General features: G+C 72.0%; 16 protein-coding genes and 1 tRNA gene. 5 read left to right on the top strand and 12 right to left on the bottom strand.

Annotated features, from left to right (window positions below):
- Positions 1-79 precede the first annotated feature (79 nt).
- The 8 genes from AC6RUA_RS01940 to AC6RUA_RS01905 all read right to left on the bottom strand — a co-directional run bounded on the left by AC6RUA_RS01940 (position 80) and on the right by AC6RUA_RS01905 (position 8,050).
- A complete protein-coding gene (locus AC6RUA_RS01940; protein ID WP_499814275.1) occupies positions 80-343 on the bottom strand; it encodes a DUF7967 family protein in 264 nt (87 codons plus the stop codon).
- Positions 344-390: 47 nt separating this feature from the next.
- Positions 391-2,259 (bottom strand): Glu-tRNA(Gln) amidotransferase subunit GatE, encoded by a 1,869-nt coding sequence (gatE, locus tag AC6RUA_RS01935; protein ID WP_499814274.1) that lies wholly within the window; start codon positions 2,257-2,259, stop codon positions 391-393.
- A gap of 103 nt (positions 2,260-2,362) precedes the next feature.
- Complete coding sequence (locus tag AC6RUA_RS01930) at positions 2,363-3,982, bottom strand: hypothetical protein (protein ID WP_499814273.1); 1,620 nt, start codon at positions 3,980-3,982, stop codon at positions 2,363-2,365.
- Positions 3,979-4,806 (bottom strand): ABC transporter ATP-binding protein, encoded by an 828-nt coding sequence (locus AC6RUA_RS01925; RefSeq protein ID WP_499814272.1) that lies wholly within the window; start codon positions 4,804-4,806, stop codon positions 3,979-3,981. The genes AC6RUA_RS01930 and AC6RUA_RS01925 overlap by 4 nt, the downstream gene beginning before the upstream one ends.
- A gap of 77 nt (positions 4,807-4,883) precedes the next feature.
- Entirely contained in the window at positions 4,884-5,051 is a 168-nt protein-coding gene (locus tag AC6RUA_RS01920; RefSeq protein ID WP_499814271.1) for an HVO_2901 family zinc finger protein, read from the bottom strand.
- A gap of 143 nt (positions 5,052-5,194) precedes the next feature.
- Positions 5,195-6,337: a citrate synthase gene (locus AC6RUA_RS01915; RefSeq protein WP_499814270.1), complete on the bottom strand. Its 1,143-nt coding sequence runs from the start codon at positions 6,335-6,337 to the stop codon at positions 5,195-5,197.
- A gap of 76 nt (positions 6,338-6,413) precedes the next feature.
- Positions 6,414-7,832, bottom strand: coding sequence for a class II fumarate hydratase (locus tag AC6RUA_RS01910; RefSeq protein ID WP_499814269.1), 1,419 nt, complete (start codon positions 7,830-7,832; stop codon positions 6,414-6,416).
- A 92-nt stretch (positions 7,833-7,924) separates the two neighbouring features.
- Positions 7,925-8,050 (bottom strand): hypothetical protein, encoded by a 126-nt coding sequence (locus AC6RUA_RS01905; RefSeq protein WP_499814268.1) that lies wholly within the window; start codon positions 8,048-8,050, stop codon positions 7,925-7,927.
- A gap of 342 nt (positions 8,051-8,392) precedes the next feature.
- On the opposite strand from AC6RUA_RS01905, the gene AC6RUA_RS01900 reads away from it, so the two are divergent.
- Entirely contained in the window at positions 8,393-8,542 is a 150-nt protein-coding gene (locus tag AC6RUA_RS01900; protein ID WP_499814267.1) for a hypothetical protein, read from the top strand.
- A gap of 80 nt (positions 8,543-8,622) precedes the next feature.
- On the top strand, positions 8,623-9,102 hold the full coding sequence (locus AC6RUA_RS01895; protein ID WP_499814266.1) for an SRPBCC family protein: 480 nt from the start codon (positions 8,623-8,625) through the stop codon (positions 9,100-9,102).
- A 1-nt stretch (position 9,103) separates the two neighbouring features.
- Here AC6RUA_RS01895 and AC6RUA_RS01890 read toward each other — a convergent pair whose 3' ends face one another.
- The gene (locus tag AC6RUA_RS01890; protein ID WP_499815472.1) at positions 9,104-9,952 is read right to left on the bottom strand and encodes a DMT family transporter; all 849 of its coding nucleotides are present in this window, start codon (positions 9,950-9,952) and stop codon (positions 9,104-9,106) included.
- Positions 9,953-10,195: 243 nt separating this feature from the next.
- Positions 10,196-10,780: an NAD(P)/FAD-dependent oxidoreductase gene (locus AC6RUA_RS01885; RefSeq protein WP_499814265.1), complete on the bottom strand. Its 585-nt coding sequence runs from the start codon at positions 10,778-10,780 to the stop codon at positions 10,196-10,198.
- 149 nt (positions 10,781-10,929) lie between these two features.
- Between AC6RUA_RS01885 and AC6RUA_RS01880 the strand changes: the two genes are divergently transcribed.
- The gene (locus tag AC6RUA_RS01880) at positions 10,930-11,163 is read left to right on the top strand and encodes a hypothetical protein (RefSeq protein ID WP_499814264.1); all 234 of its coding nucleotides are present in this window, start codon (positions 10,930-10,932) and stop codon (positions 11,161-11,163) included.
- A 417-nt stretch (positions 11,164-11,580) separates the two neighbouring features.
- Here AC6RUA_RS01880 and AC6RUA_RS01875 read toward each other — a convergent pair.
- A tRNA-Tyr gene (locus AC6RUA_RS01875) sits at positions 11,581-11,654 on the bottom strand.
- Positions 11,655-11,798: 144 nt separating this feature from the next.
- On the opposite strand from AC6RUA_RS01875, the gene AC6RUA_RS01870 reads away from it, so the two are divergent.
- The gene (locus AC6RUA_RS01870; RefSeq protein ID WP_499814263.1) at positions 11,799-12,593 is read left to right on the top strand and encodes a hypothetical protein; all 795 of its coding nucleotides are present in this window, start codon (positions 11,799-11,801) and stop codon (positions 12,591-12,593) included.
- A 13-nt stretch (positions 12,594-12,606) separates the two neighbouring features.
- On the opposite strand, the gene AC6RUA_RS01865 is transcribed toward AC6RUA_RS01870, so the two are convergent.
- Entirely contained in the window at positions 12,607-14,523 is a 1,917-nt protein-coding gene (locus tag AC6RUA_RS01865; protein ID WP_499814262.1) for a DEAD/DEAH box helicase, read from the bottom strand.
- A 136-nt stretch (positions 14,524-14,659) separates the two neighbouring features.
- Here AC6RUA_RS01865 and AC6RUA_RS01860 point away from each other — a divergent pair, with 136 nt between their 5' ends.
- Entirely contained in the window at positions 14,660-15,442 is a 783-nt protein-coding gene (locus AC6RUA_RS01860; protein WP_499814261.1) for a hypothetical protein, read from the top strand.
- The last annotated feature ends 40 nt before the right edge of the window (positions 15,443-15,482 follow it).

The following is a 15,482-nucleotide window of genomic DNA, read 5'->3' as shown; positions in this document are numbered from 1 at the left end:
AGCGCCGAGCGCGGGAGCGAAGCTTCACGGGAACAACGGTGGAGGTTCGACCGACCGGACCGGTCGGCCCGCACCCGGCTCAGAGTTCGTCGTCCGGGTCGTGGTCGCTCGCGACCCGTTCGGCCTCCGCCGCGTAGCGCTCGCGGGTCTCGGGGTCCTCGACCGCCTCAAGGTTCTCCGGGTCGACGTCCTCGGCGGCGGTGACCGTCTTCGACTCGATGGCGCCCGCCGCGAGTTCCTGACGGAAGACCCGGTCGCCCTCCGGCGTCGCGTACGCGAGGGTGACGAGGTCGCGGTTGTTGTAGCCCCGTTCGACCAGCCAGCAGCGCACGGTGTCGGCCATACCCGCGGGTCGAGTCCGAACGGTATCGCGTTTCCGGCCGTCTCCGGCTACGACCACTCGGCTATCTCCTCGCGGAGCGCGTCGCTCACGACTTCGCCGTCGGCCTTCCCGCGGAGCGCGCCCATCGCCTCGCCCATCAGCGCGGAGAACGCGCCCATCCCCTCCGCCTCGACCTGCTCGGCGTTGCGCTCGACGACCTCGGCGACCGCCTCACGCACCGCCTCGTCGTCGACGCCCGCGAGGCCCGCCTCCTCGACGGCCGCCTCTGCGTCCATCTCCGGGTTCTCCGCGAGCACGGTCAACACCTCCCCGACGCCCTCCTTGGCGAGGCTGCCGTCCTCGACCAGTCCGAACACGTCGCGGACGTGGTCGTCGGACAGGTGTTCGACGGGCACTCCGTCGCGCCGGAGTTCCGTGACCGTGGACTCGAGCGTCGTCGCGGCGAAGGTCGGGTCGACGCCGTCCCCGACGGCGACCTCGAACAGCGGCATCCGGCGGCCGTACGCGACCTGCTCGGCCAGCCCCGCGTCGAGGCCGTACTCGGCGGCGTAGCGGTCGGCCTTCTCGGTGAGCAGTTCGGGCGTCTCCACCTCCGATGGGTCGGGTTCGACCGGCGGTACGTCCGTCTCGGGGTACAGCCGCGCCGCCCCGGGGAGCGGGCGCAGGTAGCGGGTCGTCCCGTCGTCGTTCGCCCCGCGCGTCTCCTCGGGAACGCCCTCGATAGCGACCGCGGCTCGCTCGGCGACCGCCTCGATGGCCGCCTCCGCGACCGCCGGGTCGTCGGCCACGAGCGCGACGGCGTCGTCGGGTTCGGCGTCGACCGAAGCGCGCAGGTCGTCGACCTCCGCCTCGGTGACGCCGTACGCCGGGAGTTCGTCCGTGTGGAACACCCCGCCCGCGCCGTGTCGCTTCGCGTGGTCCGAGAGTTCCGTGCCCAGCCGGCGGTCCGGGGCGAGTTCGCGGCCCACCAGCCCGTCGAACCCTCCGAGCCTGACGGCCATCACGCGCCCGCCGCCGTTCAGCGCGCCCGCGATGACCCCCGACTCCGTCCCCTCGAACGCGTCGCTCGCGTCGACCGGGTCGCCGACCGCGGCGTCGCGCTCGTCGAGTTCCGCCGCGACGTCGACGAGTTCGGCCTGCCTGTCGACCTCGGTGGCGACGATGTCGTCGATGTCGTCGAGCGCCTGCACGCCCTTGATTTCCACGCGCGCCCCCTCAGCGATGGAGACGTTCACGTCCTGCCGGATGGTGCCCAGCCCGCGCTTCACCTTCCCGGTCGAGCGCAGGAGCATCCCGATGCGTTCGGCGGCGTCGCGGGCCTGCTCCGGCGTCCGGATGTCCGGGCTGGTGCCGATCTCCACGAGCGGGATGCCCAGCCGGTCGAGCGAGTAGCGGACTCCCTCGTCCGTCTCCTCGACGCGCTTCGCGCTCTCCTCTTCGAGCATCAGGTCCTCGACGCCGACCGACCCGGCGTCGGTCCGAATCTCCCCCTCCTGTCCCAGCAGGACGGACCGCTGGAACCCCGAGGTGTTCGACCCGTCGATGACGATCTTCCGCATCACGTGCGCCTGGTCGACCACGGTGAGGTCGAGCAGGTCGGCTATCTGCATCGCCACGTCGAGCGCCTCCGCGTCGAGTTCCGCGGGCGGTTCGTCGTCCTCCTCGACGAGGCAGGTGGTGTCGTACGCGAGGTACTCGAACTCGCGTTCGACCTGCGACTCCTCCAGTGCCGCCTCGTCCACCTCGCCCAGTTCGGACTTCGTCGGGTGGAGGAACCGAGTCAGCGTCCGCTCTGATTCCTCGGGTTCGCGCAGCGTCGTCGGCGACCCGCAGAACAGCTTCGTCGCGGTGTCGAGTTGCTGGTGGATCTCCAGCCCCGCGACGAGGCCGAGGTCCTCGTAGTCCCGGTCGGTCATTGTCGGCTCTCCGGTGGCCGGGGGCAAAAATGGTGCGCGTCCGCCGCGACGGGCGAGGACGGGCGGCGGAGTCGTCCGAGCCCGAACACCCGCGCGTACCGCGTCAGCGCACCTCGAACCGGTCGAATCGCCGGGCGGCGTGCGCCAGCGAGAGCGTGCCGGCGACGGCGACGAGGACGACGGTGAGCGCGAGTCCCGCCGCCGAGAGGACGACCGGCGCCAGCCCGAGGAGGTCACCGAACAGGCCCGCGAGCAGCGGGAGTTGCGCGGCGATACCGGGCGACGCGAGCGCGAGGAACGCCAGCGAGTAGCCCGCGAACGCGAACAGGCTCGGCACGACCGCCGAGCGACTCCGCGTGATGCGCGACGTCTCGTGTTTCGGGAACGTCGCGCCCACGCCGGTGGCGAGCGCGGGCGCGCCGACGCCGAGCGCGACGGCGGTCCCCGCGAGCGCGGCGAGTCGGACCGGTCCCAGTCCGCTCGCGACGCCCAGTCCGAGACCGAGCGCGAGCGCGAACGCCGTCCCGACAGCCGCGCCGGGCAGCGCGACGCCCCCGACGAACGTCCGACCGCGGACGCCGGAGGTGACCGTCACCGGGAGCACCGCCCCCTCGTCGCCGAACGGGTTGAGCGCGAACGCCGCGCCGCCGGCCCACGCGGCGTACACGACGCAGAGCGCGGGGAGAGTCGGCGACACCTCCCCGGTCTGGAACGCGACCGAGAGCGGGCCGAGCAGGCCGAACGCCGGGTACGCGACGTAGACGAGTTTGATGGGCGAGCGCCGCGCGCGGAGCCACGACTTGCGGGCGACCCACGCCGTCCGCCTGCCGGCCACCCGGCCGAACGCGCCGGTGTCGAGGGACGTGTGGTCCGCGCTCGCGCGCGCCTCGTCGGCGCGCGCCCGGTCGGCGTACCAGAGCGCCCCGGCGAGGCGTGCCCCCGCGGCGAATAGACCGACCAGGCCGACGCCCGCGACGAGGAGGGCCGCGGCGGCACGGACGGCGGAGGCCGCGGGGTGGACTGCGAGGAGCGCGAGGTCCGCGAAGTACGTCAGCGGCGGGCGGGCGAGCGCGTCGACGACCGGGTCGAGCACGGCGCCCTGCGAGTTGGTGGCGAAGACGCCGAAGTAGGCGACGAACGCGGCCGCCCAGATGATGACCCGAAATCGCGCGACGAGTTCCGACCGGACGGCGACGTTCTTCACCGCGAACCCGAGCGCCGTCCCCCCGACGACGCCGAGCGCGACCAGCAGGCCGCCGGCGAGCAACGCCGTCGCGACGACGCCGACCGACCCGCTCCCGACGCCGAGCGCCACCGCCCCGACGAGCAGGGGGAGGCCCGCGTACGCGAACGTCCCGACGAGTTCGACGCCCAGGACCCCCGCGAACACCTCCGCGTGTGGGACGGTCGTCAGCATCCCGTCGAGGTTGTCGGGAGCACTGGTCTCCGAGACGGCGCGGAACGCCGCGAGCACGGCGAACAGCGCGAACAGCCCGGCGGCCGCCTGCCGGGCGTAGCCGGCGACCGCGGGGTCGTCGACGCGACTCCCCCCGACGTACCCGAAGAACCCGATGGCGGCCACCGGGACGAGGAGGAACACCGAGGCGAACGCGAGCGCCGCGAGCCGCGCCTTCCGGTCGAGCAGGCCCCTGACCCGCCGCCGGAGTTCGACGCCGACGATGCGCCGGACGTGGTCGGGTGAGACGCGGACGCTCTCTCTCATTCGGCCGTTCGCCCGTCGGGGACGTCGGAGTCCTCGCGACTTCCGTGACGCTCTCGACGCCCCTGGCCCCCGCCCCCGCCGTCGCCGACGCCGTCGGTCACCTCGAGGAACACGTCCTCGAGCGTCCGCTCCTCGCCCGACTCCGCGCGTCGCTTGAGCGTCTCGGGGGCGCCCTCGGTGACCAGCCGGCCGTTCGAGAGCACGCCCACCGTGTCCGCGAGTTCGTCGACGACCGGGAGGATGTGCGTCGAGAGGAAGACGGTCGTCTCGCCCGCGGAGAGGTCCGCGAGGGTGTCGCGGACGGTGCGGGCGGCGCGGGGGTCGAGCCCGCTCGTCGGTTCGTCGAGGAACAGGACCGCGGGGTCGTGGAGGAGCGCCTGCACGATGCCGGTCTTCTGTTTCATCCCCCTGGAGTAGGTGTCGATTCGTTCGTCGGCCGCACCGGTCAGCCCGAACCGGTCGAGGAGCGCGTCGATGCGCGCGACCGCCTCCTCGTCCGGCAGGTCGCGGAGCGCGGCGACGTACTCCAGTTGCTCACGGCCGGTGAGTTCGTCGAACAGCGGCGGTTCGTCCGGCAGGTAGCCGACGTTCTCGACGACCGCCCGACGGTCGCTCACGGGCGCACCGGCGACGCGGGCGCTCCCCTCGGTGGGGGTGGTGAGCGTCGTGAGCATCCGCATCGTGGTGGTCTTTCCCGCGCCGTTCGGGCCGAGGAACCCGTAGACGCTGCCGGGTTCGACCGCGAGGTCGAGCGCCTCGACCGCGACGGTGTCGCCGTACCGCTTGGAGAGCCCGTCTACGTCGATGGCGAGCGGGGGAGTCACGTCTCGTGGGGGGTGAGGTGGAGGCAAAAGGTGCGGTCCGCGCCGCCCGCGCCGGGCGACGCCGACTCGCGCTCGGGTCAGTCGATGCGATGGAGGCCTTCGCCGATACCGGTCGCGTCGCAGCCGTCCTCGGGACAGGTGAAGTGCCACCCGTCGCGCGTCGCTCTCCCCTCCGGGAACTCGGCACCGCACTTCCGACACCGGAGCAGGTCTCGGCCGGTTCCTCGGGCCGCGAGTTGCTGCATACTCGTCCCTTCGCGGGAGACATGTTGAACGTATCGGTTCACGTGAGCGAACGAATCTGGCCGCCCTCTCCCGGTCTCGCCGAATCTGTGAGAGAAGCGGTCACATTGCGCACCCGTGTCTTGCGGGCCCGCTTCGGTCCGGGCTACCGGTCGACGACCGGGGTCCACTCGCGGTCGGTCGCGCCGACGTACCGGGCGCGGGGGCGGACGATTCGGTTGTCCGACAGCTGTTCGAGACAGTGGGCGGTCCACCCGCCGACGCGCGCGACGGCGAACGTCGCGGTGAACAGTTCCCGCGGGACGCCGAGTCCGTGGAGCAGGACGGCGGTGTAGAACTCCACGTTCGTCTCCAGCCGCCGGTCGGGCTTGCGCTCCGCGAGCAGGTCGACGCCGGCGCGTTCGGCCTCGCGGGCCGTCTCGAAGAACCCGGCGTCGTCGGCCCCCTCGTAGAACGACTCCGCCGCGTCCGAGAGGACGGCGGCCCGCGGGTCCCGGACCCGGTACACCCGGTGGCCGAACCCCATGAGCCGCTCGCCCGCGTCCAGTCGCTCGCGCATCGCGCTCTCGGGGTCGCCCGACTCGTGTATCTCCAGTAGCATCTCCAGCACCGGCCCCGGCGCGCCGCCGTGGAGCGGCCCCTTCAGCGCCCCGATGGCGCCGGTCACGGCCGAGAACACGTCCGACTCGGTCGAGGCGACACACCGCGCGGTGAACGTCGACGCGTTGAGGCCGTGGTCGACGACCGAGTTGAGGTACGTCTCCAGCCCGCGGACCGCCTCCTCGGCGGGTTCCTCGCCGGTCAGCATGTAGAGGTAGTTCGCCGCGTGCCCGAGGTCCGACCGCGGGTCGACCGGCTCTCTCCCCTCGCGGTACCGCCAGTACGTCGCCACCGCCGTCGGGTGGCGGGCGACGGCGGTGAGCGCGTCGTCGGCCGGGTCGTCGCCGCCGCCCTCGAGGTTCGCGCTCGCGAGCGCCATCCGGAGCGCGTCCATCGCGGGCAGGTCCGCCTCCGCGGCGGCCCGGAGCGTCTCGCTCGTCTCGGGAGCCAGTTCGCGCCGGCCCGCCAGGTCGGCGCGGAAGGCGTCGAGTTCCTCGGCGTCCGGCAGGCGGTCCTCGCGCAGGAGGAACACCGTCTCCTCGAACGCGGCGTTCGCCGCGAGTTCCGGCAGCGGGAACCCGCCGATGACGAGTTCGCCCGCCTCGCCGTCTATCCGGCTGAGCCGCGTCTCCGCGACCGTCACGCCCTCCAGTCCGCGAGCGACGTCGCCGGCCTCGTCGTCGGTCATACCTCCCGATGGTGAGAGAGGCACAAAAAGGCGGGTTCGCCGGCGGACGCTTCCCCCTCGCGCGACGGGACTCCCGCTACTCCTCGTCGCCGAGGATACCGCGGTGGGTCATCGCCTCGGGGTCGAGCACCTCGTCGGCCTCCTCCGCCGAGAGGTACCCCTTCTCGACGACCACCTCGCGGACGGTCTTGTCCTCCTTCAGCGCGGTCTTGGCGACCTCGCTGGCTTTGTCGTAGCCGATGGCCGGGTTGAGCGCCGTCGCGAGCGCCATCGACTGCTCGACTCGCTCCGCGCAGTGTTCCTCGTTCGCCTCCAGTTTGGCGACGAACTTCTCGGCGAAGACGGCGGACACGTTCGTCAGAATCTCCGCCGACTGGAGGAAGTTGTGCGCGAGCACCGGCTTGTAGAGGTTGAGGTCGAGTTGACCCTCCGCGGCGCCCGCGGAGACGGCAGCGTCGTTGCCGACGACCTGTTTGTGGACCTGATTCACCGACTCGGCGACGACCGGGTTTACCTTCCCCGGCATGATGCTCGACCCGGGCTGATTCTCCGGCTGCTCTAGCTCGCCGAGGCCGTTTCGGGGGCCGGAGGCGAGCAGGCGGAGGTCGTTGGCTATCTTGTTCAGGCTCCCCGCGACGGTGCGCAGCGCGCCGTGCGCCTCCGACATGGCGTCGTGAGCCGCCTGCGCCTCGAAGTGGTCGTCCGCCTCGCGGAACTGCGTGTTGGTCTCCTCGGAGATGTACTCGGCCGCCAGTTCGGGGAACTCGGGGTCCGTGTTGAGGCCCGTCCCGACGGCGGTGCCGCCGAGCGCGAGTTCCCGGAGGTGGTACCGCGCGTCGCCGACCCGTTTGATGCCCTTCTGGACCTGCGCGCGGTAGCCGCCGAACTCCTGTCCCAGCCTGACGGGCGTCGCGTCCTGGAGGTGGGTCCGGCCGGTCTTGACGACGCCGTCGAACTCCGACTCCTTGGTCTCGAGCGCGGCGTGGAGTTTCTCCAGCGCCGGCAGGAGGTCCTTCTCGACGGCCTCGAGGCTCGCCACGTGCATCGCCGTCGGGACGACGTCGTTGCTCGACTGGCCGAAGTTGACGTGGTCGTTCGGGTGGACCACCCGGTCGCCGACCTCCTCGCCCATCATCTCGGCCGCCCGGTTGGCGATGACCTCGTTGGCGTTCATGTTCGAGGAGGTGCCCGACCCGGTCTGGAACACGTCGACCGGGAACTGGTCGTCGCGCTCGCCTGCGATGACCTCGTCGGCCGCGTCCGCGACGGCCTCGGCCGTCTCCTCGTCGAGGTGGCCCAGGTCGCGGTTGGCACGCGCCGCCGACTTCTTGACGACGCCGAGCGCGCGGACGAACCGCCGCGAGAACGTGATGCCGGAGACGGGGAAGTTCTCGACTGCGCGCTGGGTCTGTGCCCCCCAGTAGGCGTCGGCCGGGACCTCCATCTCTCCGAGGCTGTCCTCCTCGATACGGAACTGGTCGCTCGAGTCGCTCATGCGCGGGGGGTCGGTCGGGGTCGTCGTAAAATGGTGTGGTCCGGGGCGGCGCGGCCGTCCGGTCCGCTGTCCGCCGTTCGCACGGCGTCCGACTACCCGAACAGGACGAACAGCGCGAACAGCACCAGCACAGCCGCCACGACCAGCGCCGCACCGACGTACGTCCCGTCCGTCACGCTCTCGTCCGGCCGCCGTCCGCCGCCTCTGAGTCCACCCATGGGGGTCGTTGTGGGGGCGTGCCGGCTCCTCCTCGCCCCTGCCGCTCGACGACGCTGCGCGACACGGACGCACGCGTCGCCCCACGTCACCGGCTGTCACATCCCACACAGGTTCAAGTGAGGGGCGCGCATCGTGTCGAACGAGGTGAACACGACGTGCGCACCCGCTCGGTCGACGTTCTCCGCGGCGTGACCGCCGGCGTCCTCGGGACGCCGGCCGACCGCCGCCGTGCGCGTGTCGTCCCTCCGCGTTCCGAGTGACGGCCCGCTGACGTACCGCCGTCCGACTGCCCTCAACCCACCAGACAGATGTTCCCGCAGACGTCCACGCAGAGCCGAACCGTGACCGACCACCACCGCACCGACCCCAGCCTCGCGGTCGCCGTCGCACTCGCAGCGGTCGTCCCGCTCGCGCTCGCGGTGACGACGAACCCCGCGTTCGCCGTCGGCGCGCTGGCCGGCGTGCTCGCGAGCGCGACCCTCCGGCGGTGACGCGCCGCCCGTTCTTCTCGACCCGACGACCGACGGAGGAGCGCCGGTGAGTGTTTCAGTGCGCCGACCCAGCGACCAGTATGAGCACGTACCGCCGACGGACGCGCGTCGCCGCCCCGCTCGCGGAGGTCTGGGCGTTCCACTCGCGAATCGAGGGGCTGGAAGCGCTCACGCCGCGGTTCATGAACCTCCGCGTCGAGTCGGTCGTCGGCCCCGACGGGGAGACGGACCCGGAGGTCCTGGAGGCCGGGACGCGCATCCGGATGAGCGTCCGCCCGTTCGGCGTCGGCCCGCGTCAGCCGTGGGTGTCGCGCATCGTCGAGCGAGAGGAGACCGACGGCGCCGCTTACTTCGTCGACACGATGGAGGAGGGGCCGTTCCCCGAGTGGCGCCACAGCCACCGCTTCTACGGCGACGGCGACTCGACGGTCGTCGTCGACGAGGTGCGCTACCGGCTGCCGGGCGGTCCGCTGGGCGAGGCGGTCGGACCGCTCGGCGTCGTCGGCTTCGAGCCGATGTTCCGGCACCGACACCGGCGGACGAGGGACCTGCTGGAGTGACTCACCCCGGCGCGCCCTGTCGCGCGGCGGCCGTCACGTACACGCCCGCGAGGACGACGGCCCCACCGACGAGCGTGACCGGGGTCGGGAACTCCGCGAGCAACAGCGCCGCCAGAAGCGTGCTCCCGACCGGCTCGCCCAGCAGCGAGACGGAGACGACGCTCGACTCGACGTGCGCGAGCGCCCAGTTGATGACCGTGTGCCCGAACAGCCCCGGCCCGGCGGCCATCGCGGCGAACAGGGCCCACTCGCGCGGCGGATAGCCGAGCAGGGGCGTTCCGCGCACGAGCGCCGCGGCGAGGAGCGCAGCGGCGCACGCCGTGTACACGACGACGACGTACGGCAGCAGGGGAAGCCGCTGGCGGAGCGAGCGCCCGATGAGGACGTACCCCGAGACGGTGACCGCCCCGAGGACGGCGAGCGCGTTCCCGTACAGCGGTCGCTCGCCCGCGACTGCGGCGCCCAGCACCGCGTCGCCGCCGCTCATCACGAGCATCCCCGCCAGCGCGACGGCGATACCACCGACCGTCCGCGCGGTGACCCGTTCGTCGAGGAGGGCCCACGCCCCGACGACGACGAACACCGGTTGCGACTGTACGAGCGTGACGCTCGCGGCCACGGAGGTCCATCGGAGGCTCTCGAACCACGAGGCGAAGTGGACCGCGAGCGCCAGCCCCGAGGCCACCGCGACGACCGCGTCGCGCGGACGGAGGCGACCGAACGCGGCGCGGTCGCTCGGCCGGGCGAGCGCGACCGGGAGGAGCAGCGCCGTGGTGAACAGCACCCGGTAGAACGCCTTCACCAGACTCGGCGCGCGGCTCCACTCGACGAGGATGGCGCTCGTGGACATGGCGAGGACGGCGACCCCGAGCCCGACGAGCGGGGGTACCCGGTCCTCGACGGCGGCGAGGCGCGACACACCGTCGGCTACGCGGGCGTGGCGTTAGGGGTTGTGATTGTGTCCTGCCGGACGTCGCGGCGGTGGCGAGGCGTCCGAGCGCGAGCCGAGCCGCGAATCCGCGAGCCGCGAATCTCGAACCCCGTGTCCGCTACGGGCGCCGAGCAGTCGGCACGCGGTGGCGTTCGTGTCGCATCACCCCTCGTCGATGAGGTCGCTCATCACCTCGTCCGCGTCCGCCGGCGTGTCGAAGTCGTGGAAGTGGTCGCCCCGCTCTTTCGTGAGGACGTTGAGCGCGGCGGCGGCGCCGTCGCCCGCCGAGATGACCGCCTGCCACTCCTCGGCGCGGACCATCGCGCCCGTGGCGTAGGCGTCCTCGACGCTCGTCTCCATCGTCACGTCGACGTCGACCACGTCCCCGTCGAACGCACAGCCCAGCGACTCCGCCAGGTCGCGGTTCGCGCCCGTCGCGAGCACCACGTAGTCGGCGTCGTACTCCTCGTCCTCGGTCGAGACGGTGAAGCCGTCGTCCGCCCCGCTCACGTCGGTCACCTCCGTCTCCCGGTGGAGTTCCGCGCCGAACACCTCCGCCTGTCGGCGCGCCGTCTCGAGGAAGTTGGTCCCGTCGGCTGAGCCGATTCCGAGGTAGTTGAACAAGTGCGCCTTGTGCAGCCAGGTCTTGTCGGTGTCGAACACGTGGGTCTCCAGCCCGTTCTTCGCGGCGAACAGCGCGGACGAGAGGCCGGCGGGACCGCCGCCGACCACTGCTACGGTTGCCATACCCCTCGGTCCGTCCGGAACGCCGATAAAACGGTCGCCGTCGGCACCGGTCACCGACTGACGAGGGCACCGTTCGATGCGGTCGCTCACCCCACAGACATCATAATTGTAACCATTAACTTAACTGTACAAAGTATAGAAATCCGCATATGGTCGCTCCACGGGGCGGACCGACGACCATCCGCGCTCGGTGCACGACCGACGGCTGTGCGTGGGGACCGCTCGGTACCGAGGACCCGGACGCGTGGGACGTAATCGAACGCGCCCGACTCGACCACGAACGGGACGCCGGTCACCGGACGACGGTCGAGACGGTTCGACGCGAGGGCGCGGCGGACGCGTCCCCCCTCGACGGCGCGGTGCACGGTCCGGCGGACGAGTAGACGGCACCGTCGAGCGAGGGTCGAGGAAGCGCTCGAACGCCTCCCACTCCGTCTCCGTCCGAACACGGGAACTCCGACGGCCGCCAGTCGAGTGTGACGACGGCCGAGGGTAACTCCAGGCCCACCTCGCGGACGCTCCCCCGTCGACGAACCGGCGCAGGGCGTCGACGTCGCCCGTCACGGTCTCGGTCACGGCCCGAACGTCACTCCCCGCCGACGACCCACCGTCGGTCAGTGTTCTCGGTGTCCCGTGTCTATCGGTCGTCTGTGCGGAACGAGCACGCTCCCGCACTCGGGCGAGTCGCCGTCGAGTACGGCGATTGCCGACCACGTCTATCGGAGGGAAAACGCGATAAACGCGTACGGACGACCCTGCTGGGAGTGCCGCCCTCGGCGGCGATGGCGCGCCACGAGGAGTCCGGGTTCCCCGATTTGAACGGGGGGCAAGCCGATCTACAGTCGGCTGCTCTGCCAGGCTGAGCTAAACCCGGTCGCACCTGATACTACCCGCCGACTGGGACTTAAGGATTCTCATTCGACCGCCGTACGTCACGGCGCGTCACGCTCCCGTCGCGGGGTTTTCGCGGGGAGTATCGGAACGGGGTTTTATCGCTCCCGCCCAACACCGCTCCGGCATGACCGACGACGGGCGACAGGCCACGTTCGGCGCGGACGGCGAACTCTCCGACCGCGCGCCCGACGCGGACGAGACGAACGACTTCGGGGAGCCGAAGGCCGACGACGAGACGGACGGCGGGTACAACCGGTTCGACGTGTCGAGCCTGCTCCAGAAGGCGGTCCGCCGCTCTGACGAGGAGGTGGCCGCGTGGGCCGCGTGGGAACTCGCGCGCTCGGGGTTCGCGTGGAACCTCTGGGACCGGCTGAACCTCTACGTCGTCGAGGACCTCCGGGCCGGCGAGGAGGTTGCGCTGCTCGTCGGACGGTACGAGGAACTCGCGACCGAGCGCTGGGAGCCGAGCGAGTGGAAGGGGCGAATCTGCGCGGTTCACGCCGCGCTCGCGTGCGCCCGCGCTCGCTCCTCGCGCGAGGCGTCGAACGCGGACGAGTACTTCCGGAACGTCGCCGCGGAACGCGCCGAGGCGGCCGCCCGCGGGGAGGACCCGGAGCGGGAGTTCCCGGCCGGCGACCTACAGCCGGGCGGCCGGTTCGACGTGGCGTTCGACACGCACACCGGCGAAGGGACGCGCATGGGCCGCGGCGGGCGGTTCTTCAAGGTCCACGGCGCGCGCGTCGGTCCCGACGGGGAGGACGAACAGTCGGCCCGCTGGCAGCGCGAGAACATGGCGATGCACGAGGAGGAGTTCTCGGCGGCCGAAGTCGAACACGCTCTCTCGGCGGTGGACCCGGACGACCGGTGGGACGAACCCGCGTTCGACGGGGGCGCCGAGCCAGACGACGCGGACGACTGAGCGGTCGCCCGTCTCAGTCGACGGTCCGTTCGCGGACGCGGACGCCCTTCTCCGCGAGGTGGTTCATCCGCCGCTGTGCGAAGTCCTCCTCGCTCGTCCCCCGCGTGGCGAGCACGTACACGAGCGCGGACCCCGCGGGCCGCATCGTCCGTCCGGCGCGCTGTGCGCCCTGCCGGCGGCTCCCGCCCAGTCCGGAGGCGACCACCGCGAGTTCGGCGTTCGGCAGGTCGATGCCCTCGTCTGCGATGCGCGAGACGACGAGCGTCCGCCGCTCGCCCTGTCGGAACTCCTCGAACAGCCGCTGGCGGACGTGGTGGCGCGTCTCGCCCGAGACGAACGGCACGCCGAGCGCGGCCTCTAGCGCTCGTCCCTGGTCGAGGTAGTCCGCGAATATCAGCGCCTTCGCGTCGGGGTACTCCTCGCGCAGGCGGCGGACCTCCTCCGCCTTCGCGGGGTTACACGCGGCGAGTTGCCGCTTCTCGCGGCGGTCCGCGCTCGCCCACTCGTTCCGTGCCTCGTCGTCCCGCCACGGCACGTACCGTATCTCGACCTCCGGCTCCTGGACGAACCCGGCGTCGAACAGCGCCCCCCAGTCGGTGCCGATTGGCGGGCCGACGAGCGTGAATATCTCCTCCTCGCGGTCGTCCTCGCGGACCGGGGTCGCCGAGAGGCCGAGCCGGTGTCGCGTCTGGAGGTCCGCCGAGCGCCGGAACACGTCGCTGGGGATGTGCTGGACCTCGTCGTACACGATGAGGCCCCACTCCCGGGAGTCGAACAGCGAGCGGTGGCGGTCCATCCCGGCCGTCTGGTAGGTGGCGACCGTGACCGGTCGAATCCGCTTCTCCCCGCCGTGGTACTCGCCGATCTGCTCCTCGTCGAGGTCAGTGTGGCGCAGCAGTTCCGCGCGCCACTGCGCCGCGAGTTCCCGCGACGGGACGAGCACGAGCGTCTCCCCGCCCACGGCCTCCAGCACGGAGATGGCGGCGACGGTCTTTCCCGACCCGGGCGGGCCGACGAACACGCCCGCCTGTCGCTCCATGAACCGGTCGCGCCAGTCGCGCTGGTAGGCTCGCAACTCGACGCGCATCTCCACGTCGAGCGGGTCGCCCGACTCCAGGTCTCGCTCGTCGCGCACGGGGTAGCCCGCCTCGTAGAGGGTGCGTTTTATCGCGCCGAGTTCGTCCTCGTTGACCCACGACGACGTGTCCGAGAGGTCCGCACGCAGGTGGTGGTCCGCGAGTTTCTGGCGCGCGACGTTCCCCATCAGTTCTTCCCTGTCGGCCTCCAGGACGACGTAGCCGTCCTCGTGAGTCCGGAGGGTGAACTGTCTCGCGCGCTTCCACTGGTCTTCGACCCACGACTCGAAGTGGGGCGACCGGCGCGGGAGCACCGAGCGCATCCGCGCGAGCAGGTCCGACAGTTCCTCGAACGGCGCGCCCCAGACGTCCTCCTGTCTGACCCGGTAGAGGTAGCCGCGCGTCCCGGGGTCGGTGCCGGTGGAGTCGACGAGGTGCGCGAACTCCGAGAGGCGCGCGCGCGTGAACTGCGTCGGCTGGTCGACGACGAGTTCACGCCTGTTCGGGAAGAACACCACCCGCTCGCGCGCCGCCAGGTCGCCCCACGAGGTGGGGTAGAACACGACCGGGTCGGTCTCCACGTCCACGCGCTCCACGTCGCCCGCGCCCGCGAGCGCGGCGAGCTGGTCGACCGCCTCGGCCTGCGAGCGCCCCGTCCGCCGAGCCACCTGCGACGCCGTCAACACCGGGCGCTCCTCCGCCTCGACGGCGTCGTAGAACTCGTCGATGGTGAGGTCCGCCCGCCCGTCCGTCCCGCCCGCCCCGTCCTCGGTTCTCCCGTCGTCGGTCGCACCGTCCCCAGTCGACCCGGATTCGGCGGCGTCGGTCCCGTCGACGCCGGCGTCGTCTGTCATCGGCCGGGTTACGCGCCCGGGCGGTAAATGGGTCGCGTTCGCCCGCGGGGGGCGGCACCGGCCGACGACAGAGCCGGGCCGCGGGGGTCCGCTCGTCGCGCAACCGACTTGACCCCCGAACCCGAACGGTCGTCCGATGGAATCGGACCTCCTCGGGACGGGGGCGGCGTACTGCCGGGAACGCGGGTACGAAGTGACGTACCCCGACAGCGGCGCAGACCCGCCGGGGCTCGCCGCGCCGACGGCCGACGCGCGCCCGCCGTTCGGTCCCGCTCGGCCGCTGGCGCTCGACCCGCTCTCGACGGCCGACCCGACGACGGTGCTCTCGCGCGTCTGGACCAACCGGGGGCGCGAGCGCGCCACGCTGTTCGTAGTACGGGACGCCGAGACGGCCGAAGCGGTCGCGGACCTACTCACGCCGCCGGTCGGCGTCAGGGAGGAGGACGCCGACGGCTGCCGGACGTTCTTCGAGGGTCCCGACCGCGTCCGCCTCGCCGAGGGCGGGTACGCCGCCGTCCCGGCGGGCGACGACGTGGAGTGGCGCGAGGTGCCCTGTGCCGGGACGGGCCACGAGGGTCGGCTCGGGTCGGACGGAAAGCGACTCGAACTCCGGGCCGGCGAGGAGACGCTGACGGTTCTCGGCGGAGTAGACGAGTTGGACTGCCCGCCGCGGGAGTCGTTCCCGTTCGCCTACGAGCGCGACGAGGACAAGCAGATTCGGGTGCGCGACTTCCTCGGGCGGCCGGTCTCGCGGTACGTCGGCGTGAAGGCGATGCGCGAGGGCGGGTTCGCTCCCGTCGCCGCACCGCTCGTCCCGGAGCACATGTTCGACGGGTCCGTGGCGGACTGGTGGGGCGTGCTCGTCGTCGGCGAGGAGACGGTTCGCACCGGACCGGTCAGGGGACGAACGGAGCGGTAGGCGGGAGCGCCCGACGGGTTCGGTGGGCCGGCCACCCCTT

Source organism: Halorarum sp. SLYT50, assembly GCF_059821265.1.
This window is presented reverse-complemented; position numbering and strand designations above follow the sequence as displayed.

Coding starts and splice junctions, on each gene's coding strand:
- AC6RUA_RS01910 (WP_499814269.1), bottom strand. CDS start 7,832: ATGAGCGACTCGAGCGACCAGTTCCGTATCGAGGAGGACAGCCTCGGA.
- gatE (WP_499814274.1), bottom strand. CDS start 2,259: ATGACCGACCGGGACTACGAGGACCTCGGCCTCGTCGCGGGGCTGGAG.
- AC6RUA_RS01895 (WP_499814266.1), top strand. CDS start 8,623: ATGAGCACGTACCGCCGACGGACGCGCGTCGCCGCCCCGCTCGCGGAG.
- AC6RUA_RS01865 (WP_499814262.1), bottom strand. CDS start 14,523: ATGACAGACGACGCCGGCGTCGACGGGACCGACGCCGCCGAATCCGGG.
- AC6RUA_RS01860 (WP_499814261.1), top strand. CDS start 14,660: ATGGAATCGGACCTCCTCGGGACGGGGGCGGCGTACTGCCGGGAACGC.
- AC6RUA_RS01920 (WP_499814271.1), bottom strand. CDS start 5,051: ATGCAGCAACTCGCGGCCCGAGGAACCGGCCGAGACCTGCTCCGGTGT.
- AC6RUA_RS01890 (WP_499815472.1), bottom strand. CDS start 9,952: ATGTCCACGAGCGCCATCCTCGTCGAGTGGAGCCGCGCGCCGAGTCTG.
- AC6RUA_RS01885 (WP_499814265.1), bottom strand. CDS start 10,780: ATGGCAACCGTAGCAGTGGTCGGCGGCGGTCCCGCCGGCCTCTCGTCC.
- AC6RUA_RS01930 (WP_499814273.1), bottom strand. CDS start 3,982: ATGAGAGAGAGCGTCCGCGTCTCACCCGACCACGTCCGGCGCATCGTC.
- AC6RUA_RS01880 (WP_499814264.1), top strand. CDS start 10,930: ATGGTCGCTCCACGGGGCGGACCGACGACCATCCGCGCTCGGTGCACG.
- AC6RUA_RS01915 (WP_499814270.1), bottom strand. CDS start 6,337: ATGACCGACGACGAGGCCGGCGACGTCGCTCGCGGACTGGAGGGCGTG.
- AC6RUA_RS01940 (WP_499814275.1), bottom strand. CDS start 343: ATGGCCGACACCGTGCGCTGCTGGCTGGTCGAACGGGGCTACAACAAC.
- AC6RUA_RS01905 (WP_499814268.1), bottom strand. CDS start 8,050: ATGGGTGGACTCAGAGGCGGCGGACGGCGGCCGGACGAGAGCGTGACG.
- AC6RUA_RS01870 (WP_499814263.1), top strand. CDS start 11,799: ATGACCGACGACGGGCGACAGGCCACGTTCGGCGCGGACGGCGAACTC.